Here is a 23509-nt window from a genome sequence, read left to right on the forward strand (position 1 = left end):
CCGTTCTCCGCTGTTGAGGGCGGAGACACAGAACGCACTATGCCGAATCGATTACATGCAGATCAGTGTGAATCATGGGGAAAACGAGCCCGTTCGGCATAGTTCGCCGAGCGGCATAAACTTGCAAGCTCTGCGGCGTCGAGCCACAGGCCTATTTGACCGACGTCCTCACCAGACTGGTCAACCTCTGGCCGGCCTCGCGTTTGGACGAACTCATGCCCTGGACGTGGAGCACCGAGCGAGCTAACGGCCTCGCCGCTTGATGAACTCGCCTCCTGGATCGCGACCGCTCCTGCAGGCCTCGGCTCCGTGTGTTCTGGCAGCTTCAACAAGCCGTCCCGTGCCGCCTTGCGCCAGGCTGACAAGTGCTGCGGCGACAGACCGTGGCGCCGCGCGACATCCGAGACGATCGCGCCTGGCACCAAGGATTCCGCGACGATCCGTTCCTTGACCGCGTCGCTCCAGCGCCGCCGAACTCGCAGCTGCGATGCATCAACAACACGCTCGACCATCTGTGCAATCCGTCCACTTCAAGACGAACGCATATTGCCAATCTGCTCAACAGCAACAAGGTGCGGGAGACACGCCGCTTACGCTATACTTCCCGCCAACAATGTTCCTTCACCGACAGAAAATCTTGTCCGGCAAGCCGTTGCCGGGAGGTAGGCGGAGGGCTTCCGGTCACCATCTCGAACATCACAGCGCCCAACGAATAAATATTAGTCCAGGGGCCGATGTCGCCGACCGGGTCGAATTGCTCCGGGGGCGCGTAGGTTTCCGTTCCGATGAACTGAATAGGCCCTTTGACGGCATCTCCGAAGTGGACGGCCGCGCCGAAGTCAATCAGTGGAGGCGAGCCGTCAGGTCGGACGACGGTGTTGTCGGGCTTGATGTCCCGATGGAGCAAGCCCCGACGGTGCAATTGGGCCAGTCCGTCGCACAGGGGTAAGATCAATCCTTCGATTTCTTGGTCTGGCATCGAGCCGCTAATGCTGGAAATCTGATCGCGCAGACTGCCGCCGGCTTCGTAATCCATGACAAAGTAGCCGGTGCCGTGGGCCTGAAAAAACCGACTTACACGCAGGATGTTGGGGTGAAGAAACAGGGCAAGCTTCCGCGCTTCCTCCAAGAACTTGCTCAGGCCGTTGGCGAACAGGGATGCTGCGCGACTGCTCAAAGCCTCAAGGTCGCCACCGTGGCTTCGTTTGACCAATCGATGCGGCGTGTATTCCTTGATGACGACACGCTTTTGCAGGTGCTCGTCGCGGCAGAGGTAGGTCGTTCCGAAGCCGCCCTGTCCAAGCACGTCTTGTCGACGTATTCGGCGAGCTGGTGCCCAACGTTCAGCGGTTCAACTGGCTCAAACAAAGGATGCCTGCTGGGAAATGAAATGGAGGCTGTCGCGCGCCATGGAATACTGCCCCCTCATATTGCCTCAGATGACAATGTTACCGAAGTCACCCTGGTGTCTTCTGGATCGGCTGCCGCGAGTCGGAGCAAGCCGCTCGCGAAGCGCGCCCCCCAGAGTGCCGTAGCGAGCGAGCGGCTTGCGGTGCTTCAGCGAAAGAACCTGTCAGGATTAAATACGAAGGCGCGAAGCTTGGACCGATAGTGTGATCTCTGTGTTGCTGATGAGCTGTCGAGCGGCCTTTGATCGCCAATTCTTCACCAATCGCTGCACCGTGCGCCGCTGATGGCCGCTGAACCGACCGGGCGCATGCGCTTCCAGCAGGGAGAGAAGATCGACCGCGGACAAGTGCGGAGCTGCGGCGAGCCATTCCTCGATGATGGGAATGTATGGGTCGAGCATCGATGGCCGACGTGGCACAGGCTTGCGCCGCACATAGCGACGCCGATGAATGCCTCGCTGCTCACCCTGTTTCCAACCATCGCCGAGCTCTCGGGCAAAGGCCGCCAAATCACTGTGCCCCTGCGCGACAGTCATCGCTGACTTTCCAGCCCGTTGATCGACACGCTTACCCAACTCATTCTGAGCGTCCCGCATCTGTGCCAGCAATGCCACCGGATCAAGCGTCCGGTAAATCTCCCGCAGCCGACCTTTGAATGCCTCATTGAGCCTCGGGTGGACCAATGCTCTTTCGTACGGCGTAGCGGGAGGAAGATAGCGCTTGATCATCTTGGCACCTTCGCGGTGCTTCTCCTTCAGCTTAAACGAGGGCTGGAAGAAATTGATGTATAGCCGGGCCGCCGCAAACAGGCGAGCCAATGAACGAGCGGCATCAATGCCTTCAAACCGCCCGTAGCCCACCAGGCGGCGAACGATAGCTCCGTTCTTTTGTTCAACGAATGCCTGATCGTTCTTCTTGTAGGCCCTGGAACGAGTGACTTCGACATCGTGAGAACGGCACCACGACACGACCGTGTCGTTCATGAAGGCGCTGTCGTTGTCAAAATCGAGCCCCCGAACGGGCCAGGGAAATAGGTTCTGCGCGCGCTCGAGAGCTTCGACCACAAGAGCTGCTTCACGCACAACAAGCGGAAAGCATTCGGTCCACCCCGTTGCGATATCCACCATTGTTAGCGTCTGAATGAACGCGCCGGATACGGACATGCCTCCGTGCGCAACCAGATCCGCTTCGCAGTACCCCGGCGGAGGTGCCCCCCAATCATTGAATGTACGCACCGGGACTTGCCGCCGTACGGCACTGGAAAAGCCCGCCCGCCGTCGGCGTCCTCCGGCTGCTGCAATCTTTACGTCGCTCAGCAGGCGATCGATCGTCGCCGCGCTCACCTTCAAAACTTTCGACCTCTCATCGGCAGAAAGCTTCAATCTGCCGTGCCGTTCAAGAGCCGGAAGCAAAAACGGGATCATCGCGACGAGCCGCTTACTGCAGAGCCGGTCAGAGGCGTCCCATAGCACAATCAGTGCAACGCGAATGGAAGCTCCGTAGGTCCGACTCCGTCGCCGCGGCACGGCCGATCCCGATGCCCCGTCCACCGACAGCGCTCGGATCGCGTGCTTGCGATGCCATCCCGTAACGGCACACAGCTCGTCCAGGATCCGTGCCTTCTCGAGCCGTCCGCTCGCCCGATAACGCTCCACCAGCGCTGATGTGATCTCGCGCTTTGCGCGCATGCTGATCTTCCCTGCCATACCCGCCACCGAACTGATTCGGCAGCTCCGCCCCAGACACGACAGAGAAGTTGTCCGGTAACATTTTTAGTGAGGCAATGCGGGGGGCAGTTCCGGATGGCGTTTGACATGGAGGCAGTGATCACGACAAATAGGCGCCATACGGCAACTTCGCCACCGGGGAAAAATGTCGTCGACGGATATCGGAGCGGTGTCCGTGCGTGTCGTTTCAATGGTGAGAGCGGCCCTCGCCAACCAAATAGACCCCCCTCGGTTTTTTTCGGGCTCAAAAATTGGCGAAAAATCGGACCGGAATTCGCCAGTCATCTCAGTGGGATCTGAGATCGAGTCGTTTTCAAAACGAAATCGAGTCGCTCTAAAAGGGAAATCGAGTCGTTTTCAAAGTGTCCGCACATAACCCTTGATCTGATTGGTGGGCCTGCCTGGACTCGAACCAGGAACCAGACCGTTATGAGCGGCCGGCTCTAACCATTGAGCTACAGGCCCCGCCGCGACGTGGCTGCCGACCTGATACTCTGGCCAGCACTCGGGGAAAAGCCATGCCGTTTGGGGCTTTACTTGCCGCGGGATCCCGCCAATCAACGACCGTTCCAAACTCCCCCCGCAACAACTCTTCGTTATCATCTGTAGCCTGGTTATCCAATCTCAAAGTGAATTAGTTGGAAACCCGCGCGCTGGAGCAGCTAGTGCTTGCCAAGCTAGAGCGGAAGCTTGGGCTGTACGCGCGCAAGGCTGGAGCGGTGCCCGCCTGGCTTCACCACGAGTTCATCATTGCGCGGCATCGGTTCATTGCTCCGCCCAAGCCATGCTCTTGCCTGCATGAAGGAATCCTTCAAAAACGCCGCTCAAATGGGCGTTTCAGACGCCCCGAGGCAGGTCATCGCAGCAATCGATACCAGGCATCGTCTATGTATGGACCAAGCTGCGAGCGGGATCAGGTAAGCCGCTTCCCGAGCGAAAAACGACTTAAAGAACGAGAGTCATTTCAAAAGCTGGGCGACTTTATACCGTTATCGGCGAACTCACCACAAAGCACCATCAGCTGACGCGGTGCGCACTCTTAAAGGACGCCAGAGTCTCGCGCTGCGAAATCTCTGCTGCTGCTCGACGTTAAAGAGGACATGACTCTTCAGTGACAATGCTCGATGAAGACTTGGCTCGCATTCGTGCTCACCGCAACAATATACACCGGTGTCGACTGCTGCTAAGGACGAGATTGTCGGTCATAGAACGCCAGCTAATCGAGAGACGCCTTGCAAAGGAGCAGGCCGCGTTCAACTCTTTATTAGCCAAGACCTTCCCGCTCACATTTTCACTTCCGAAAGATCCGACCGACTCCCCGAAACTTCAAGGCGGGAAAAGTTGGGATCGTGCGTAAACATCGAACTCAATTTGGACCGATTTTCCAAATACATCAGACCGGTTTGGTCATTGAGGCCATTGGTCAAGAAGCTCGAGCGGATCGGTACGCATTTCGAGTCGCGGAACAACGTGTTGGATTCGACGGGCTCACTCGCGTTCGTATCCGCTCGCCTTGTTCTTCCAGGCGAATGTTCATTGCGCCCCCAATGGGGCTCAGGGCAGTTGTGTTGATCTTCTTTTCGCACGTTGCAATCGTCTTTGTGATGATCGCACTTGATGTTCTTACCGGCAGTCGCGACCCGATCGCGATCGAGTTTAGGGCCGAGGCTCTGGATGCGGATCGGTAGGACGCTTGACGCGGCAATGCTGAACGCGGCTTTTCGTGGTAGTGTCCGATGGACAGCGATGATGATCCGCATTAGTTCGCGCTTGCGGGCGGTGAGTTCGGGCGCCTACAGGATTGCTCTCGCAGACGGTGGTCGCGAGCACTTGAGGAGGGATGGCGTCGGAGCCGCCACGCTCAACTCTTTGCGGCCAACGGTGGTTAGACAATCAGGAGGGACGAAGCGATACCCAACAGCGCTCTCTGCGACAAGCGTCCGTCCGAGTCATGAAATCGCGAATTGCGGGGTATCTTCCGGCCAGCTGACTCGGCGTGGGAATAAGTGTTTCGGTGCCGTAATCTAGCTGCATAAGTTCCACATAGAGTTGCCGATAGCTGTCAACTGTTATCGCGGTACGCTCGGAATTGAAGAAGTTTGCCGGTTCTGCCGCGACAGGCACGAAACCCAGCAGAAGAGAGGTTCTCACCTTCTGCGGATCATCGGAAGCAGGCCGTGTATACGCGATCGCCCGTTCCGGATCGTCAATGAAGATCGTGCCTAAGACGCGATGCAGCAAATGTATTCTCATGGCAGAATTTTGCATGCGTCCTTTCCGATAGTGACCATCGCGTAGCATGCGAGGCGGGCTTTCGGCCTCAACCAGAATTCTGCGGGCGCCCATCTCCCGCGTGAACCTGGCGAACAGTTGCTTCATCCTCCGCGTAGATAGTCTTCCGCGGTCGGTTGAGCGGATAGCAATGTATGGAACATATATTGACTGTGGGATCATGGGGTTTAGCCGGACCAAACCAGCCCCGATTGCGTGTTGCGCACGAACGAGCAGGAAAAAGCGCGCGATGCGAGGTTTGTCAAAGAGCTCCTTGAGTCTATCGTCCGCTTCTAAGTCCGTTAAAGTGAATGCCTCCTTGAGGATTGATATTGCGCGGCGATAGTCAACCGCTGCCTCGACCAATACCAGGGCGTCGGAGCCTTGATCGTGACTGACGGCGAGCGCGTTCGGCGCGTCGCCCATTTGCAGTTGGAAATTTGCCAGTGCCGATTCTTCGGTGGCCATGAGTTCCAATGAATTATTCAGACCGAGCGAAGTCTGCGCCTCCCCGACGTCCTCCGCTTGCGCATGGACACACTTGTTCTGTCGCAACCACGAATTTCCGGCTCGGCGCCTCGCGCCGGAAGCCGTGAACATGACGTTTCGAGACGCGGCAACCGGCATGCATCACAGAGCGGGCGGCCCCTCAGCGATGAGCCCAAAGCCTCGGGTCCGCCCTACATCACCGGGTGGCTGGGAGGACGGTGATGCTGGTTACGACAAAGCAAACAGCATGCCGAAGGGAAATCGCCGCTTCTAACCGGCATGGGCTTCAGACATGTTTGAGGCTGAACCTTGCGCCGGCTGCCGTCTGTCAGAAATGTCTCGAAGCTAACAAACCAAGTAGCGCGCGATCGTCACGGCGCTGGCGCGATCCAATGTTTAATCTGCGGACTAGCTACGCGGCGAACAATTCCGCCCGGAGCGACCTTTAGAAGCGGCCGGCTGCTCTTTCGCTTCTCTGCTTCGCCATTCTCGTAAATGAAAATGCGTGCGTAGCAACGCTACAAGAACCAAAGATGCCTTATGATGGGGCAGACCGCGATGCGAGCAACAGCCTCCCGTCGACGAACAGCACCAAAATCCGCCCGTCGTTCCATGCAAATAGCTGGAACTTGGTGCCTTCCACAATCTCGCTTGATGTGAGAGTGCCCGCGCAACCGAATACGTGAACGACGTCTGCGTAGTTCGCGCCAGGCTTGACAACGCTTAGCTGGGAGCTTCTGACGCGACAATGCCCGCTCGGCAATGAGCGAGCGTCAACTGACTTATGATCCGCATCCATGTCATCAGGGGCGGCCGGATCGGCGAAGATCTCGCTCGACGGAGCGCTGGCCTGTGCGGGTCGAGGCCCACTCGCTATGCCGCCTGACTCCGTGAATAGCCATGCGGAGACCGCAATCACTGTGATCGGGATTATCTGTCGGTTGATGGGATAGCCTGTCATCGCGAACAATTGGCCATGAATTCGTTACGTTCAGTACAGAGCTTCTTTCCAATAACTAAGAACAACATGTTTTCGCCTTGTGTTGTTAGTCTCTCCGAGAAATGCGACACGACTATGAGCCGAACGCGACTGAAGCGGTCTCAAATTGCTCGGTCCGGTATCAGGCTGCCTGACCCCGATTAAGACAGAGCGGGGCGAACGCGGCGCCGTTCATGGCGGCGCCGGGTCCGCCCCTCCATCACCGCGACGGCTCGGCGATGTTGTTGTGCGCAGAAGCAAGCTCTGTGCCGAACTGAAAAGCCGGGAGGTTGTGCAGGTCCGGCGAGCTCGAAATTAGTCGAAAGTCCCAAGAGAAGCATCCAAGCAAACAGGCCCGCGCTTAGCGCATTTGTCCGTACGACACCTGCTTTTCGCAAATTGCGGTATCTCAGTCAGCCATTCCAATTCCACCTGTCCTTATGCTGCCCTGTCATGATTTGCGTCGTCAGGCAGCGCTGTTCGACCGACCGTGCAAGCACACTGTGCTTTTCGCTCATCTCGCCGATCTGCAAGTTGCGAAATCGCGAGCAACGGACAAGCCCTCTACTTCCATATGAGTTACCAAGCCGGCAGAAAGGTTTGGATCCGCACTGCGCGCTTGTCGGGAACGTCGTAGGCGTGTCTGGAAGACCCATAATAACCGACCGCATCATGAAAGAGGTGGATGGCTGGGACACGCGGGGGCACAGAGCTTCACCGGCCATTTGTGCTGGGGCGCGGCGAAACTCTCATTTGCGGGGCAAGCCCGACCATCAAGCAGGCGGCGAGCTCTGTCAAACCTCGATAATTTTGGTCACAGCTTCTCCAATGGACGCAGCTGTCTCTTACGATCTACTGATGCGATCTTGGGTCGTCGCTTAAGACGCTCGCGCGAAAAGGCTTGAATCGAGCGTGGCGTCAGGTTGTAAACAAAATGCGAGAACACCGTCCGCGGGACCTTCGAAATGACAAAGTCCTTTCTCGCTACTCATTTTGCCGCGGAATCTGTTGCGGTCAGGATTGGAGATTCCAAGCCAGGATTTGACTGCGCCAAGCAGGCGTTCCATGCCGCTACGTTCGTTTTTGCGTCTATATTTGCCGCGGCCCCGCGGCTCGCGCAAGCTGGGCCCCCCAGCGACGGTATGAACTGGTCATCCAGCACGCAATCGAACGGCTCCTCCGCCGTGGCCGTCAAGCAGTCGATCTCGCCGTTCTGGGATAGTTGGATCGGCGGCGACATGACGGTGGCGCGCGAGCCCGCGACCATGTTGGAATTGCTGGCGGAGAAGGCGGCTAATGGTGGCAGCGTGCCCCAATCCTCCGGCAGCGCCTGGGCTGCAGCAACCGCGCCCGGTGCCGGCGTCATCTGGGACAAAACCGTCGTTAAAGCGCGCGTCGATCCGGGCACGGAGAATAGCAACATCCAAGCCTTGCTCACCAAATCGATGCCGCTATCGAACGATTATACCCTGGCCGTGGACGTCGACTACAACATGATTCAGCAGGGGAAGATGCCGCTCTTCGGGGGCGCCGGACAGGAGATGCGCAACTACGAGACTCATCAATCGGCCAAAGTCACGATCACCGGGATCGGCACAAGCTTTGTCGTCGGCCAGACCATGTCGACCGTCGACGACAAATGGCTGCGCACGTTCGGCGCCGAGCAGAAGCTGTTCAATGGTGTAACCATCTCCAGCGCGATCGGCGAGACGGCACAGGGCACAACGAATATGAGCCTGAAGGCGGAATTCAAGAAGAGCTGGTGAGGTTACTGACAATTTAGAGCGGCGGCGTGGTAGCCAACACAACGCCTTGATTTTGATGTCGTCGATGACGGCGTTTCACTCAAGCGGCGGAGCAAGGCGTGCGGCAGCAAGCGGACGCCGCCGCAGTAGCGGCCTACAATAAACCCCCGTATTTGGAGCCAGCGAAGTTGGGCAAAGAACGGAGACTGCGGCTTTTAGCCGAAAGCCGTTCTGTTCCAATTCGGACGAAACGTTTCGCCAGATTTGGGGCACTTGTCCGCTTCGAACATTCGTAGAGCGCAAGGGCAAACAAGAGGAATCGCGATGAACCGCGTACAGGGCTTCTTCATCGCAATGCTCGTCACAGGCTGTACATTTATGTGTGCGGCGCTCGCGGTGTGGCTTCTCGGCTGATGAAACAGCAACGCCGCCCGCTTGAAATGATCGCGGGCGGCGTTACGCGGGGCTCGGGAGGGTGGTGCAAAATCCCGGTAAACAAGGGGTTTGCACGTCCCGTGCCAAGGTTCAGGTCTCGGGCCGAAACACCGAGAAGGGGAAGGGACCCTAAAATTAGCACGTGGCGCAAAGCCCTATTTGCCGGCTTCATCCACTCAACTTCATTCTTTTGCGGAAATGCTGATCATCGATAGGCACCGGTCTTTCCTGTGCACAGTCTGATGACCAAATGCCTCCGGGAGCTAACACGAGGCAGCCGCGACCCCTTGGTTTCCCAGCGCTCCCTGCGATCTGTCGTAGAGAGTTGGTTGGGGCGGCACCGACGCCTGGATCGGAAGTCACGCCGAGTCCGCCCCTACATCACCTGGGAGCAAGTGATGGTGCTTTGAACGTAGCAGACGCCCTGACGCTGCAACTACTGCAACCATTTCATGCCAGAGGGGCTCCCGATGAGGCTTGTATCGGACGTAGCGTCAAGTTGCAGCATGCCGGCCCCGTTTGTTCTGCCGTAGCAGAGATGAAAGTCGCTCCAAGGTGACGGCGACGAGCGCAAGAAAACGGACAAGAATCCGCAGACGCGGCGACAAGAATTGCCGGAGCGACCATCGATCAGCAATTCCACGATAGATCCTGCCCTTAAGTGCCACCGGCTCAACTTGACCAACCCAAGGTCTTAGCAAAGTCGATGATGCCTCACCTGTCCTCCTTCTGAGCTCGACCGGTGTTCTCGTCTCGTTGGATGAGAATCGGTCGATGATGGTCGGTCAAGAGCGACTAGGCGGGTCAGATGATCGAAACGCCGTTTTTCAAAGAGGCGGCTGCGTTTGATGTCCGAGCGCAGATCTTGGACGGAGCGAAATCTTGGACCGGCGCGGAATCTTGAATTGGAGCAAAAGTCAGCCTGGACTTGTTGGAAGGATCCAGCTGCGCCAGTCCCCTCGTTCTTTGTTCGAAGTCTGACAGCGGCACTCAAAGTGTGAGATCCAAAACAGGGTATGCGATTGCTCTATGCGAGCAATTGCGAAGCGCCATCATGCGTTTAATGCGTGCGTGGTGCGCTGGCACGGGCCTTGCTCGGTCTAGCAGTAGGCCAAAAGAGGCCAATTTGAAGGAGCTGAACATGACCAGCACGACAGGATCTTGGGCTTACGGAGAGAAAGCGCCAACGCCAAGCCAGGAACAGACCAAGTCAAAAGAAGTTCGTGGCTCTTTGACCCCTCGCGGATCTGGGACCATGCCGCAGGGTGTGAAGTTGCGGCTGCGGCCGTCCAGGGCGTCTGAAGAAATCGGGCCCCCGCCTGCGGCCTAAGCAGGGCCGAAGCTGCAGTACCGCTGACCTCGCCTTGCCCCTTGACGGCAAGGCGAGGAAGCGCCCGTTGCATTCGCAGGACGCGGCTGTTGTCTGCGGTTGTTCATTGGTATCGCCTGGGAAAGAATGGGTTGGGTTGGCCGTCTTTTACGAGAATTGGATATTCCCGAAATACCGGACCGCGTGGACTTTGCTGCCGTTATGTTGGGAGTAACCCACAGCGACCTTTACAGATACGAAACTGGTGAACGCCAGATTGTCGTTTTCAGTTCTTCTCATTTGTTCGGCGCTTCTCTGAAGTTGCGGATCGTTACGACGTGAGCGAGCACCACGATCGATTGCTAGCTACCCCATGATCGTCGTCAGCAAGAACCTCGTGCCAGCGAGCTCGAAGCAACTGCTCGCCTAGAGTTCGAACGGTCGCATAATCCAGCAAAGCGAGGGACGGCCGGTGCAAGCTCGGGCGCCCGTATCGCCGCCCGGTCATTCGAGAATGTTTGTCAGGACCGAGCCGCAATATGTACCAGCCGCTGATTCAGAGGTGAACGAGGACCACGCATGAGCGGGCGACAGCGGCTCAGGCATCATCCGCCTGGGCCGTCCGATCCTTTCAGCGCAATCTTCAGGCATTCGATCAAGGCTGGCGTGGCAAACGGTTTGGCAAGGAAGCCGATCGCGCCGGCCTCGATTGCATGAGCGCGCACGGCATCATCCGGAAAGGCCGTGATAAGGATAAAAGGCATGTGATGGCCGAGGCTGCGCATGTGTCTGAGCAGGTCAAGTCCATTCATCGACGGCATCTGGATGTCCGTAATCACGCAGGACATGTCGTGCAGTTCCGCCGAGCGGAGGAATTCATCAGCGGAGCTAAAGGTGCGGACGCTATATCCGCACGATGTCAGTAGGTTGGTCGTTGCGGCGCGAACGGATGGATCATCGTCGATGACCGAGATGACAGATGGCATTGACAAGATGATGGCTCGTAATCCGGGAACTGCCTGCCGCGGTCGCGGCCGCGCAGTGAAGTGTGGGGGCGCGGCGCAGGATTGAAAATCATACTTAGGTTTGTACGTCCCCTTTGCTTCGGGAAATTCCGAGCGCTTCGGCCATTTTTATGAGCTCGGCCAGCGACTTGGCGCCCATTTTGCGCATGACCTGCCCGCGATAGATTTTGACGGTAATCTCCGCTAGGCCAAGCTCGCCTGCCACTTGCTTGTTCAGCAGGCCGGACGTGACCAGGGGCAGAATGTCGCGCTCGCGTGGGGTCAGTTGTTTGAGGCGGGATCGCAGCTCGGAGACCGTTTTCTCGAGATCGCGCCGCTTGCGGTCCCGTTCGATGGCGGCCTGGACCGCGTCGAGTAGGTCCTGGTCGCGTACCGGCTTGGTCAGGAAGTCGACCGCACCGCTCTTCATCGCCTGGACGGTCATGGGAATATCGCCATGACCTGTGATGAAGATGATGGGTGTGTGGATGTTAGCCTTGGCGAGATCCAACTGCAGCTCGAGACCGCTCGATCCCGGTAGACGGATGTCGAGCACGAGGCAACTCGGCACCTCGGGCGGGTTGGCCTGCAAAATCTCCGCCGCCGAGCCGAAAGCCTCGACCCGAAGGCCCACCGATTCAAAAAGATTTGTGAGAGCCTCGCGCATCGAAATGTCGTCGTCGACGACGAGGACGATGGCTTCATCGGTACCCCTGCGAGGCTGCATCGATTGCGAGAGCTCGCTCATGATGCATCCTCTGGATGCATGGGCAGGATGATCTGAAGTGTCACGCCGCATCTCCGGTTAGAAAGCGCAAGGAAGCGCCTACGATGCCGCCTGCAACTGGCTGTGCGGCCGAATTCCCCAATTTCGTAATCTGGCCAGGCTCGAACGCAGAACCTCCCATTTTTCGAATATATGGGCGATTCGTTTACGGCAAAAGGACGATGCAGGCCCCGACTGGGCGCCGGTCGTCCGCAGCCCAAATCTCGCTGCTCTGGCTTAAATTGCGCGAAGATGTGTCCCTCAGCGGGCCTGAAGACACGAATTCCCTGTTCCCCGTCGGTAACCCGGGTGCCCGGGCTGTGCGCTTCCGTCCTTATTTTGGCGACAGATGCCGGTCATCCAACGCGACTGGCGAGGGCCGGGCGACTCAGGTTAAGCAGCCCTCGTCGATGAGACCAACATGCCAAAGGAATGAAATGGTCGCAGCCTCTGCAAAACTTCCCGCCTCCGGTTATGCTCTCGAAGTGGATGGCCAATTGAAAACCGAATTTGCGACCAAAGACGGGGCCTGGTCCGCAGCGAAGGAGCTAAAGCAGCGCTTTCCCATGCTTCAGGTCAGAATTTATGATGCCGAGGTAAAGGCCAGAGAGGAAGTCCAGCTTTCACGTGCCTAACTTTTCCGTTCTGGGTTTTTGCTGCGCGTGCGGCGGGCCGCACCGGGCTCTCGTGAAACGAGCCGCGTCGCGTCTCGTCCGTGCGGCTTCGATCCCTCGCGCGTAACAAGTGCATAACAAAGATGTGCCCCTCGTCGAAGACGCTCGGGAATAAGGTCCCGCCGCGCCGCGTCGGCGCTGACACGGGCTCCTCCCTGGGTGCGCCTTTATTAAGCAAACTCAGGGATTGTCGTCGCTAGCGTCTCGCCCAAGGCGGGACGCTATGCTTGCGCATCTGCAACAGCCTCCCTTGTGGTTTGCCGCGCCTTACCTTGCTGCACACCGATACATCTGCTCGTGGCTGCGTTGCAGCTCCACGCTTCAAGGAAGGCTAAAAGCAGATCCGGACCCGAAGGGCCGCGTTAGCGCAAAGCGTGAAGCGGTTTTCCCTCGCGACATCAGGGGAACGCGTTTGCGCGCAGATCGTGCTCAAACAACAACTTAAAGCGCGATGATATTCATCCTAATCTCATCGCGCTTTTAGCGGGGCAGCAAATTGAATTCTACGCCTTTTGCTCGATGTCTGCTGACACACACGGAAACTTTGCGGACCCGCGAACTCGCGTGACGTCTTCCTGGGTGGCTCGAGGACAGAGTGAGGCGGATGGGGGAATCTACGCCACCATTTTGGAAGACCCGGCGAAAGCGAGGCTCCCGGCCGATCGCCGTGGAGAATCGAGACCGCCAAAGCTATCGCTGTCCTATTCTCCGTCAGGCAATGGTCTTCAACAGGTGGGTGCTGAACCGGTCCAAGATCCGACGCGTGGGCTGGCCCTTAAAGCATTCGCGGAAAGAGCATCGTGCAGCGTCCTTAGCAGCCTCAAAAAGTCCTAGAGCATCATCCGGACTCGAAGCGGCGTTAGCGCAAAGTGTGGAGCGGTTTTGCCTCGCGATATCAGCGGAACGCGTTTTGCGCTGAGATCATGCTCAAACCACAACCTAAAGCGCGATGATGATTCATCCTCATCTCATCGCGCTTTAGCGGTCGATGCAGAAGACAGGAAGCGTCGGGCCTCGCCCGAACGTCTTGTCGCAGACGACTGCAAGATCACGATCAAGCATTCCCGATGCCGGCTGTCGGAGTTGCGACATGCTGTCAGGGCCACGACGCGTCCGCTTGAGGCAGATCGCCTTCTATTCAAGGTTTTTCGCGTTGGCATGAGTCTTGAAAATAGGAACTCGTTCAGGACGCAAGGATTCACAGTGACCGACGATATCAGCGACCAGTACGCGTGGAATGTGGCATCGGGACTTTCAACGGGTCCCGTCGGCTGTGCGCTGGTGCGCGATTTTCCCGGCTAGTTCGAGCACACGCCAGGATCCAATTCGCGCCGATACCCACGTGCGATGCTGGTGATCGACCATTTCGGCATGCCGGCCACCGGCCGCATCTCCTTGACGCAAAAGGTAGTGCGAAGGTCGAGCTGACCGAGCTGCGCTCAGTGGTCGGCGAGAAGTGGGCGGGGCTCGAGCTCGTCTATCGCGCTGGCGCGGTTCATCTGTAACAGACCTGAACAATGGCTGATGTCAGCTCGCCTCAGTAGCCATCGTGAGTTTTAGGGCGGGGACGCGGATCCTCCTCTCTGTGAAACAGAGGTGATGGGAGCGACGACGCCAACCGGACAGTGTCATTTCTATGCACAAGCTAGTCGAAAAACCGACCTTGCAGCCTAAACCGACGATACGAGGGAAATACCATCAGCTCGCAATCGAGTTCGCCGAGGTTGCGAAGCTCGCATGGCCGATGGTATTGACGCAGCTGGGGCAGGTCGCGATGATGACGACGGATCTTGCCTTCATCGGGCGCATCGGCCCTGAGGCGCTTGCTGCGGCAGCGCTGGGGGCCACGATCTTCCTCATTGGCTTCACTCTCGGCATTGGTTTGCTGGCCCCGATCGCGCCGCTAGCAGCTCAGGCATTCGGTGCAAAGGATCTTGCCGCGGTCAGATGCACGCTGCGCATGGGGCTCTGGGCCGCGCTGCTACTGTCGCTCCCGATCATGGTGTTTGCGCTACACGGAGAGCAAATACTGGTCGCTTGCGGCCAGGCGAGCGATGTGGCGCGGCTCGCGCAGCAATACCTGTTCGGACTAGCCTGGGGCGCGGTGCCGGCACTGTGGTTTCAGGGTTTCCGCAACTTCATGGCCGCGGTTCACCGGCCGCAGCCGGTGTTGTGGATTACGCTTGGGGCGATCCCCGTCAACGCCCTTATGGCTTATCTCTTGATCTACGGGAAGTTTGGCCTGCCGCCGCTTGGGCTGTTCGGAGCCGGTCTTGCGAGCACCTTCGTGAACTTTACGATGCTCCTTGCCGTTTTGTGGTTTGCCACAATACACCGCCCTTTCCGTGATTACCAGGTACTTGCACATGTCTGGCATTTCGATTGGCCATTCATGCGACGGTTGATCGTGACCGGGATTCCGATCTCATTCATGGTTTTGCTGGAGTACGGATTGTTTTCGGCCGCGGGACTGCTGGCGGGCCTGGTCGGCATCAACGCACTCACTGCCCATCAGATCGCATTCCAGGTTGACTTGATGCTGTACGTGGTTCCGTTAGGCATCAGCACGGCGGCGGCCGTGCGCGTTGGTCATGCGGTTGGCCGCGGCGACGCTCCCGGCGTCAAAAGGGCCGGGCTGATCGCTATACTGCTCGGCATTCTGGCCGCTGCGATGCTGACGACCGTAGTCGTTGCGATGCGTTTTGAAATTACGGGTCTTTTTCTGGACAAGACGACTGACGGTGCTGGCGCGACAGCGGAATTGGCGGCAAACCTACTTTTGATCGGCGCGAGCTTCTTCATCAGTGATTCCGCGCAGCACATTGCGGCGGGCGGCCTGCGCGGATTGAAGGACACCCGCGTCCCGCTTCTGTTCGCCGGCATAGCCAATTGGGCGATCGGCTTCAGTCTTAGCTACGTGCTTGGTTTGAAGATCGGGCTGGGTGCCATTGGTATCTGGATTGGCTTGTCAGTTGGGACGACCGTCTACGCGGGCTTTCTCATTCTGCGTTTCCTGCTGCTGTCGAGCAGATTTGCCCTCCAGAGGTCCCCGTCAATCTCGTAAGTCAGTTTTTTTGGCGTGCTGCAATTCGTGGGACCGGCATCGCGGTTGGCTTAGGCTTACCCAAGCCAGCGGGTTCGAACGATGTTGCAGCTGTCGGGACAACATCCGTTTTAAACTGGCATGGTTCACACACCTCAGGCCTATTCGATCTCAAATTCGACGCGCCAATCAGGTGACTGCTCGGGGGAATCTACGCCTATCTCCGCGGCGATCATTTCTCCTGCAGTCAGCATCTTGTTGTCTGAGTGGGACCGGATGTCGGCGAGCGCGCTTTGATCTCTTGCGGATGAATACTGGCCCGAAATGCTCTCTTCCAGATCCCGACGCGTCAACGCGGCACTCAGCTGACCGTCCCCGCGGGACTCATTTCATCCGTCTTGGGACTGCACCGCATCCAGGCCAAAGGGCGGCGCAGACTCACTGCTAAGCCTACCATCTTGATACAAGCGCGCGCATCGAGCGCTTTTGCTTCCGCGATACCTCTGAGTACTTCATGGCTCGCTTGCAGCTATGCCATTCATCTGCCGCCAGGCGCTGGCCTGCCGTCGCAGCGCGGTCAGATCCGCGTCTTGCTTCGGCAGCCTCATAGAGGAAGAGGGGAGGTCCTGATCGCCGTGACGGGTTCATAGCCGCGAGAGAGGCTCGACGGTGCCCGTTCTCGGAGAAAAGCGATGTCCAGACGACAGTCTCGGATCGGGACCGGCCAGGACCGAACAGGCCTTTATGACGAAATCACCGACAAGATCATCGCCGAGCTCGAGGCCGGTCGTGTGCCATGGGTGCAGCCCTGGGGGACCGCGGCGGCGAAGGCGCCGCTCGTCATGCCGAGGAACGCCGCGACGGGCCGGCAGTACCACGCGATCAACGTCCTGATCCTCTGGGGCGCGGTCATCGAGCGTGGATTCGCTGGCCAAAGCTGGCTCACCTTCCGCCAGGCGCTATCGCTCGGCGGCCATGTGCGCAAGGGCGAGCGCGGCACAACTGTGGTCTATGCGGATCGCTTCATCCCGAAGGATGAGAAGCTGCGAGCCGCCAGTACCGGAGAGGAAGCGCAGGCAATCCCGTTCCTGAAACAGTTCACCGTCTTCAATACCGACCAGTGCGACGGCTTGCCTGCAGAAATTGTGGCCACGGCGCCTCCCCCGTCGCAAGGGCTGATTGAGCCAACTGTCGAAGCCCTGATCAAGGCGACCGGCATTGAATTCCGCATTGGCGGCGATCGCGCCTTCTATGTACCCGCGGAGGACTACGTGCAGGTGCCGCCCCCGCAAGCCTACTTCGAGCCGATCAATTGGCATCGCACCGCGCTCCACGAACTTGGCCATGCAAGCGGTCATTCCTCACGGCTCAACCGCGATCTTAGCGGCTCTTTTGGTAGCAGGAAGTACGCCTTCGAGGAATTGATAGCGGAGCTGTCCGCTGCGTTTTCCTGTGCCTCGCTCGGCATCGTCCCGACGGTACGGCATGCCGATTACATCGCCTCGTGGCTCGAGGTTCTTCGAGAGGACAATCGGGCGATTGTGCGTGCCGCAAGCCAGGCCAGCAAGGCGGCCGATTACATTCTCGGTTTTCTGCCGGATGCAGTCGCGGGCGAGACGATGGAGGCGGCGGAGAGTGAGGCGGCGTGAACCGTTCTTACCCCGTTGCGGGAGAGTGAGACGGGTGGGCGGATGACCAAGGCCACGTTCTGGAGGCGGTTCGGGAAACGAACGAGGAAACCTTAAGTACAGCTCATTGATCAGCTCAAGAAGACAGGTATGGCGAATAAGGCCAGGCGTCTTCTCGATGATACGGGCTGTTTGCCGAGCCGCTGCGCCTTGCCGAGACCGCGCTCCTTCCGAACTGAGTAAAGCGCTCAAGCCGAACCGCTGCCAGGACCTCTCATCGATGTCGAGGATGAGGAGGACACCACGCGCAGCGAGGAAGATTCGTCGCAAGTCGTAGAGTGACGCCACGGCGAGGGATGGGGCTCCCGTCCCTCGCACTTCTTCACAAGCTCTTCCTGGCTGGGCCAGCGCGCGCCTGGCTTTGTCCAGCCTACGCCGATGCAGCCAGCGGTGATGAGAGGAAGAGCAGGCCAAGGAGGGTTTGAGCCGGTCGGATCAAGAGAGAGCGCCGACGGCTCATGGCGCAATCGCTCTCCGTAGGTCTTCTCACATGTTCAAGCCATCAGATCGTATGGCGGCCGTTGCCGCCAATGCTACGCTCACATCAGCCTCTTTCGTCCATCGTGCCGCGCGGCTTCTCCTCCCCAATCTCGAGCACGGCCTTCTCATCGCTGCGAAAATTTTGCGCAGCGTCATGGAATCTGCGCTCGGCGCCACTGGCACCGCCGGCTCCTGGGATCGCAAAACCGCCTATGACCTCTGCGAGGCGGCAACGGTCCTATTCCTTTGCAAATATGGGGCGGCCATCACTGACAAGGCGGGATCGCCGATTGCCACGTTGCCGATCCTATCGAAAATCGCTGGCCTTCTTCCTATCCCTACGGATCGCCCGGAGGAGAGCCAGGCGCTTCAGCGGTTTTCGAGGCCAATCCCACTTGGGCGCGCCCTTCGCGCCTCGGCGCTTGTGATAGAGCGGCTGCTTGTCACGCTCCTCTCGCGTTTCCGAAAGGGTGCGCCAATCCGACCCGCCGAAGGCATCCTTTTTACGACCTATGCCGCGCTGCGCACCGATGAGCGTCGCGAGAAGCTTTCGCGCGTCAGGCGGATCGCTCAATGGTTGGGCGCCACCTTTGACGGAGTGATTGCTTTCGACAGGTCCCATGCCATGCAGAACACGGTCGGCGGGCCCGCCAGCAAATGGACTGATGATGTTGCGCGGCAAATTATGTTGCGTATTCGAGATTGGGGGCTGTCTCACAGACGATCGACAGCCCCTCAGAATCATAATCCCTTCGCGCGGCGGAGGGTTGCGTGATGTCCCGCGACGCTTCCGAGCTGGCACGCCGCCTCGCCCGCGAGGCTGAGGCGGTATGCCGCCATTACCTCTCCAACGGGCGGCGCCAAGGCCGCTACTGGACGGTGGGCGACGTCCGCAATACGCCCGGCCGATCGATGTTCGTCCGGCTCAGCGGACCGGAATCCGGTCCCGGCGCCGCCGGGCATTGGACCGATGCTGCCTCGGCCGAATATGGCGATCTCCTCGATGTGATCCGTGAGAGCTGCGGGTTCATCGACTTTCGCGATGTCGCCAAGGAGGCACGGCGTTTTCTGAATCTGTCGCGCGAAGGACCTCGCCGCAGCCCAAAGCCTGCTCAAACACCTGTCCCTGACGGATCGCGGGAAGCGGCACAGCGGCTGATCACCATGTCGCAACCGATCCGCCGGACGCTCGTTGAGACCTACCTGCGCAATCGCGGCATCAAAACTGTGCACGATGCGGGTGCGTTGCGCTTTCATCCGCGCTGCTACTATCGTCCGGATGAGAGTTCGACGACTGAGACGTGGCCGGCGATGATCGCCGCCGTCACAGATCTTTCCGGCATCGTCACCGGCGCGCATCGCACCTGGCTTGCGCCGGACGGTTTTGGTAAGGCGCCGATCGACACGCCGCGGCGGGCCCTCGGCGGTCTCCTCGGCCATGGCGTCCGCTTTGGCACGACCGACGACATCCTCGCTGTCGGCGAAGGCATCGAGACGATGCTGTCGCTGCGCAGCGCACTGCCTGCCATGCCGATGACTGCCGCACTCTCAGCCAACCACCTTGCCGCCCTTCTGCTCCCACTGACGCTGCGCCGGCTCTACATCGCCCACGACGCCGATGCCGCGGGCGACATGGCGCTCGCTTCATTGACCGAACGCGCCGCAGCTGCGGGGATTGAGGCGCTTGCCCTGTCTCCGCGGATGGGCGACTTCAACGAGGACCTGCGTGCATTCGGTCTCGGCGCCCTGCGGGCGGCACTGCGCCGCCAGCTCGCGCCGCAGGATGTCGTTCGCTTCATGCGCCAGGAAACGGCCAAGATAACGGCCAAAACAACGGCCAAGACAAAGTGACAGACGTCGGTTTTGCTGTCTTAGCCGATCTGGAAAGGCCCGTGCCAACAAAGCCGCGCAGGCCTTCAGGCGGATGATCGCTGCGCCGCAGCCAAAGTGGGTTCGCATCGCCGATTAGTCCGAGGCTGATAAAAGCGGCACGCGCGGCAGTAAGTCGGGTTTGCGCACAAATACGATCCGGCATTCGTTCTTGAGGCCATCTGGTCTCAACCAGAGAATGACCCGGCCGCGAAGGGCCGCGTTAGCGCAAAGTATTGAGTGGGTTTCCCTCGCGACATCAGCGGAACGCGTTTGCGCGGAGATCATGCTCACACAACAACCTAGAGCCCGACGATGATTCATCTAATCTCATCGCGCTTTAGCTTAGTGCAAGATTCTCTCGGCACCTAGCGAGGCGGAAAACGGAACGAGTGGTCAAACGTGGCACTCGCGTCGTTGTTCCGGATTGCGGCCTTGCGAATGGGAAACTTTATTCTCGTTAGGCCGCAGATTCGGACAAGGCTCCGCTTCTTGTCGGAAATCGCTTGAATCGCACGTAGCGTCAGGTTGTAGGCAAGCTTGGAGGTTTGCTCATGGCCAACGACGCGTAGAGTTGAAATGCTTGATTTGTGCGCAGGAAGAGCCGCGGTCTGTCAGTCCTCCGTGGATTCAGAGGAGCATTCGAGCATCATCAGCGTGCTCGACGCTATCAACTGTCCAGCCATTTGGATGGATCGAAACGGCTCTGTGCTGGCTGTGAGCGCCAAGGCTTCCAAGCTCTTTGACGGCGAGCTCTTCGTGCGGGCGCGGCGCCTTTATGTCAGAGGTCTGCAATCGCGCATCAAACTGGAGGAGTTGCTGAATCGGGTCCGCTTGGCGTCCTCTTCGCAAAAGATTTTCTCTTCGCATGTCGTGATCCATCTTTCTGACCGTCGACCGATCGTTATCGAAGCCATCTGGCAGGATTGGAACTGCCAAAGCTCATCTTGCGACACCGGCGCTCTTCTTCTCTTGACGGACCTCAATGAGGTGCCCGTCATTTCTCAAGTGTCCCTCATGGAGATCTTCGGCCTGACGCGCGCTCAAGCACATCTCGCACGGCTCCTCGTCATGGGAAAATCGCTAAAGGAAGTCGCTCGCGAAATGAACATTGCCCCGGGAACAGCTCGCAATCACCTCAAGGCCGTGTTTGTACGGACGGCGACCAAGCGACAGGGCGAGTTGATCTCGCTGCTGTCCCGCCTTCGATAGTGCTGCCAGCGCTTGGTGTGAGAGGGGCGCCTTGCGCGCGTCGGCGATTGCGTCGAGACGGCCGCTCGGTGAAGGCAAGTGGCTCCATTCTGAGGCATTTATGTCCGGCGTTGGCGGCAACACCACTGAGAGACGAATCTAGACGGATGGTCGCTAGCGCAAGCGGGCCACGTTTATGAGAGGTGGCCGAATGGCTTTCGCTGTTACAAGCGATCTAAACACGTATCGCCCGCACGTCGCGATCCTGCTTGCCGTCAGGAATGGCGCGCGGTTCCTGTCCGAACAGCTCCAATCATACGCCGAGCAGACGCACCCCAACTGGTCCGTCCATGTCTCGGATGACGGATCCAGCGATCAAACCCGCGATATAATTCAAGACTTCGCGGGCGGCGTGTCGCAGGAAGTGACCCTGCGCTGTGGCCCTCGCGCAGGAGCTGCGGCCAACTTCTTAAGCCTGTTGTGCGATGGCAAAATTGAAGCGGATTATTTCGCCTTCAGCGATCAGGATGACATTTGGTATGCCGAAAAGCTCGACCGAGCGATCAGCATGCTGCGCACCGTGCCGCGCGACCAGCCCGCGCTCTACTGTTCGCGAACTGAACTGATTGATGAAGCAGGGCGCCATCTTGGTTATTCGACCGCATTCAAACGTCCTCCGAGCTTTCGAAACGCGCTTGTCCAAAATGTCGGCGGGGGAAATACTATGGTTTTCAATCGGTTTGCCGGCGATCTACTCCGGCATGTGCCAGACGAGATCGTTGTCGCCCATGACTGGATGACTTATCTTACAGTCTCTGCTGCAGGCGGGACTGTCTTCTATGATCAGACACCTTCCGTGAGGTATCGTCAGCATCGGGACAATCTGGTTGGGTCGAATTTGGGTCTTCAGGCCGCCGTTCATCGCGCGAGGAAGATTTTTGCGGGGCAGTGGCGGGTTTGGAATTCCCTCAATGTCAGGGTGCTGCAGCACCACCTATCACACCGCATCACAGAGGAGAACGTGAGTGTTCTCGAGAGATTCGTTGAGATGCGCCTATCGGGAAACCTCCCGCGACGCTTGTGGAACTTCTGGCGATCCGGAGTTTACCGGCAGACGCCGCTCGCAAATCTCGCAATGCTGTTGGCAGTGATCGCGAACAAGATTTGATTGAGCAGCTTCCGACATGAGCTTGGGCGCCTGCAGCCTAACTTTGTTCGGCTATCGCCTCAAAGCCGCTTCCCCCGTTCCTGATCGGTCTGCCAGCTCGCCATCAGTTGGTAATAGCCAGCGCTTACACGGTTCATGGTGAAGACCGCGATCGTATTCAATTATCCTTGAGAAGGAATTCCCATGACAGTCGAAATCCAGTCCCTTGCCATCCCGGATGTGAAGCTCATCCGGTCACCGAAACTCAGCGATCATCGAGGCTTCTTTTCCGAGACCTGGAATAAGCGCGCCTTGCAGGAACATGGCCTTGATCTTGACTTCGTGCAGGACAACCACTCGTTCTCGGCTGCGACAGGCACCGTGCGCGGGCTACATTTTCAGATCCCGCCGCGCGCGCAAGCAAAGCTTGTGCGTGTGGTGCGCGGCGTCATCTTTGATGTCGCCGTCGATATCCGCGCCAACTCACCGACCTATGGCCAGCATGTGAGCGCTGTGATTTCGGCCGAGACATGGAGCCAGCTTCTGGTGCCTACAGGCTTTGCACATGGCTTCATGACACTCGAAGAGAATACGGAGGTCCTTTACAAAGTCACCGATTATTACGCACCAGACTGCGACAGAGGCATTCTCTGGAGCGATCCCGACCTCGGGATCGAGTGGCCGCTACCTCTTGCGAGTGCGGTTCTTTCGGACAAGGACAGTCGGTTTCCGCGGCTCAGGGATTTGACAAATATATGCTCGGAACCCCGATGATCTTTTCTTTGAGGCGAGGCTCCGGCCCTTGCCTTGGAGCAACCAACCAGGGAATTTCCAGCGACAGCACCGAGCCTGGTCTGGTGTTGGCAGTCGATAAGCCCTGGCATGGCGTTCGTATGTTCGTGGCGTGAGTGTCATCTCAAATTCCAGCGAAGAGATCCTCTTTCGGCCCGATCCCTTGGGCTCGCAGCTGACGAAGCTCCAAACAAACTTCCGTTCGTCCGATGAGGCGGATCTTATGAACGTGCCAACAGATGCTCTGACGAGCGAGTATGCCGGAGTTTTGCGTCAAAGAGATCAACCTCTTCATCGCGGCTGCTGCTGCTCGATTGCCCAAGCCGCTTTGGACTGCGGACAAGAAGACAACGGGGCGCCTCTTGACGACCACGACGATCAACGGGCGGATCGTCTGCCTTCATCGACGAAATGAATGTTCCGATCGACCTCGATCCTGTCGCAGACGACACGACGATTGCGACAGTACGGCAGGTGTACGCCCGACTGAG

14 protein-coding genes, 1 tRNA gene and 3 pseudogenes are annotated in these 23509 nt (G+C 58.5%); 10 read left to right on the forward strand and 8 right to left on the reverse strand.

Annotated elements, in window-relative coordinates:
* Nucleotides 1-119: 119 nt before the first annotated feature.
* A pseudogene (locus SO140_RS32450) lies at nucleotides 120-263 on the forward strand (transposase domain-containing protein); the annotation flags it as partial.
* Between the two features lie 96 nt (nucleotides 264-359).
* Here the strand turns inward: SO140_RS32450 and SO140_RS32455 are convergent.
* The 6 genes and pseudogenes from SO140_RS32455 to SO140_RS32480 form a co-directional block, all read right to left on the reverse strand.
* Nucleotides 360-512 (reverse strand): annotated as a pseudogene (locus SO140_RS32455) (transposase); the annotation flags it as partial.
* 83 nt (nucleotides 513-595) lie between these two features.
* Entirely contained in the window at nucleotides 596-1306 is a 711-nt protein-coding gene (locus SO140_RS32460; RefSeq protein WP_498543570.1) for a serine/threonine protein kinase, read from the reverse strand.
* Between the two features lie 273 nt (nucleotides 1307-1579).
* Nucleotides 1580-3115 (reverse strand): integrase catalytic domain-containing protein, encoded by a 1536-nt coding sequence (locus SO140_RS32465; RefSeq protein ID WP_498543571.1) that lies wholly within the window; start codon nucleotides 3113-3115, stop codon nucleotides 1580-1582.
* Between the two features lie 410 nt (nucleotides 3116-3525).
* Nucleotides 3526-3601: transfer RNA gene (locus SO140_RS32470), tRNA-Ile, on the reverse strand.
* Between the two features lie 818 nt (nucleotides 3602-4419).
* Nucleotides 4420-4896, reverse strand: a complete 477-nt coding sequence (locus SO140_RS32475; protein ID WP_498543572.1) for a hypothetical protein — start codon at nucleotides 4894-4896, stop codon at nucleotides 4420-4422.
* 133 nt (nucleotides 4897-5029) lie between these two features.
* Nucleotides 5030-5962: a hypothetical protein gene (locus SO140_RS32480; RefSeq protein WP_498543573.1), complete on the reverse strand. Its 933-nt coding sequence runs from the start codon at nucleotides 5960-5962 to the stop codon at nucleotides 5030-5032.
* Nucleotides 5963-8059: 2097 nt separating this feature from the next.
* Here SO140_RS32480 and SO140_RS32485 point away from each other — a divergent pair.
* Nucleotides 8060-8641, forward strand: a complete 582-nt coding sequence (locus SO140_RS32485; RefSeq protein WP_498543574.1) for a hypothetical protein — start codon at nucleotides 8060-8062, stop codon at nucleotides 8639-8641.
* Between the two features lie 2328 nt (nucleotides 8642-10969).
* On the opposite strand, the gene SO140_RS32490 is transcribed toward SO140_RS32485, so the two are convergent.
* Both SO140_RS32490 and SO140_RS32495 read right to left on the reverse strand, forming a co-directional pair.
* The gene (locus SO140_RS32490) at nucleotides 10970-11356 is read right to left on the reverse strand and encodes a response regulator transcription factor (protein ID WP_498543575.1); all 387 of its coding nucleotides are present in this window, start codon (nucleotides 11354-11356) and stop codon (nucleotides 10970-10972) included.
* Nucleotides 11357-11444: 88 nt separating this feature from the next.
* The gene (locus SO140_RS32495) at nucleotides 11445-12116 is read right to left on the reverse strand and encodes a response regulator transcription factor (RefSeq protein WP_498543576.1); all 672 of its coding nucleotides are present in this window, start codon (nucleotides 12114-12116) and stop codon (nucleotides 11445-11447) included.
* Between the two features lie 455 nt (nucleotides 12117-12571).
* On the opposite strand from SO140_RS32495, the gene SO140_RS32500 reads away from it, so the two are divergent.
* The 8 genes and pseudogenes from SO140_RS32500 (at nucleotide 12572) to rfbC (ending at nucleotide 23000) form a co-directional block, all read left to right on the forward strand.
* The gene (locus tag SO140_RS32500) at nucleotides 12572-12769 is read left to right on the forward strand and encodes a hypothetical protein (RefSeq protein ID WP_449382390.1); all 198 of its coding nucleotides are present in this window, start codon (nucleotides 12572-12574) and stop codon (nucleotides 12767-12769) included.
* Between the two features lie 1675 nt (nucleotides 12770-14444).
* Entirely contained in the window at nucleotides 14445-15872 is a 1428-nt protein-coding gene (locus SO140_RS32505) for an MATE family efflux transporter (protein ID WP_498543577.1), read from the forward strand.
* A gap of 671 nt (nucleotides 15873-16543) precedes the next feature.
* Complete coding sequence (locus tag SO140_RS32510; RefSeq protein ID WP_498543578.1) at nucleotides 16544-17500, forward strand: ArdC family protein; 957 nt, start codon at nucleotides 16544-16546, stop codon at nucleotides 17498-17500.
* A gap of 934 nt (nucleotides 17501-18434) precedes the next feature.
* A pseudogene (locus SO140_RS32515) lies at nucleotides 18435-18701 on the forward strand (strawberry notch-like NTP hydrolase domain-containing protein); the annotation flags it as partial.
* Nucleotides 18702-18793: 92 nt separating this feature from the next.
* On the forward strand, nucleotides 18794-19870 hold the full coding sequence (locus tag SO140_RS32520) for a DUF7146 domain-containing protein (RefSeq protein ID WP_498543579.1): 1077 nt from the start codon (nucleotides 18794-18796) through the stop codon (nucleotides 19868-19870).
* Between the two features lie 642 nt (nucleotides 19871-20512).
* On the forward strand, nucleotides 20513-21100 hold the full coding sequence (locus tag SO140_RS32525; RefSeq protein ID WP_449382395.1) for a helix-turn-helix transcriptional regulator: 588 nt from the start codon (nucleotides 20513-20515) through the stop codon (nucleotides 21098-21100).
* A gap of 190 nt (nucleotides 21101-21290) precedes the next feature.
* The gene (locus SO140_RS32530) at nucleotides 21291-22247 is read left to right on the forward strand and encodes a glycosyltransferase family 2 protein (RefSeq protein ID WP_498543580.1); all 957 of its coding nucleotides are present in this window, start codon (nucleotides 21291-21293) and stop codon (nucleotides 22245-22247) included.
* A gap of 183 nt (nucleotides 22248-22430) precedes the next feature.
* Nucleotides 22431-23000 (forward strand): dTDP-4-dehydrorhamnose 3,5-epimerase, encoded by a 570-nt coding sequence (gene rfbC, locus SO140_RS32535; protein ID WP_498543581.1) that lies wholly within the window; start codon nucleotides 22431-22433, stop codon nucleotides 22998-23000.
* The last annotated feature ends 509 nt before the right edge of the window (nucleotides 23001-23509 follow it).

The organism is Bradyrhizobium sp. UFLA05-108 (assembly GCF_059803455.1).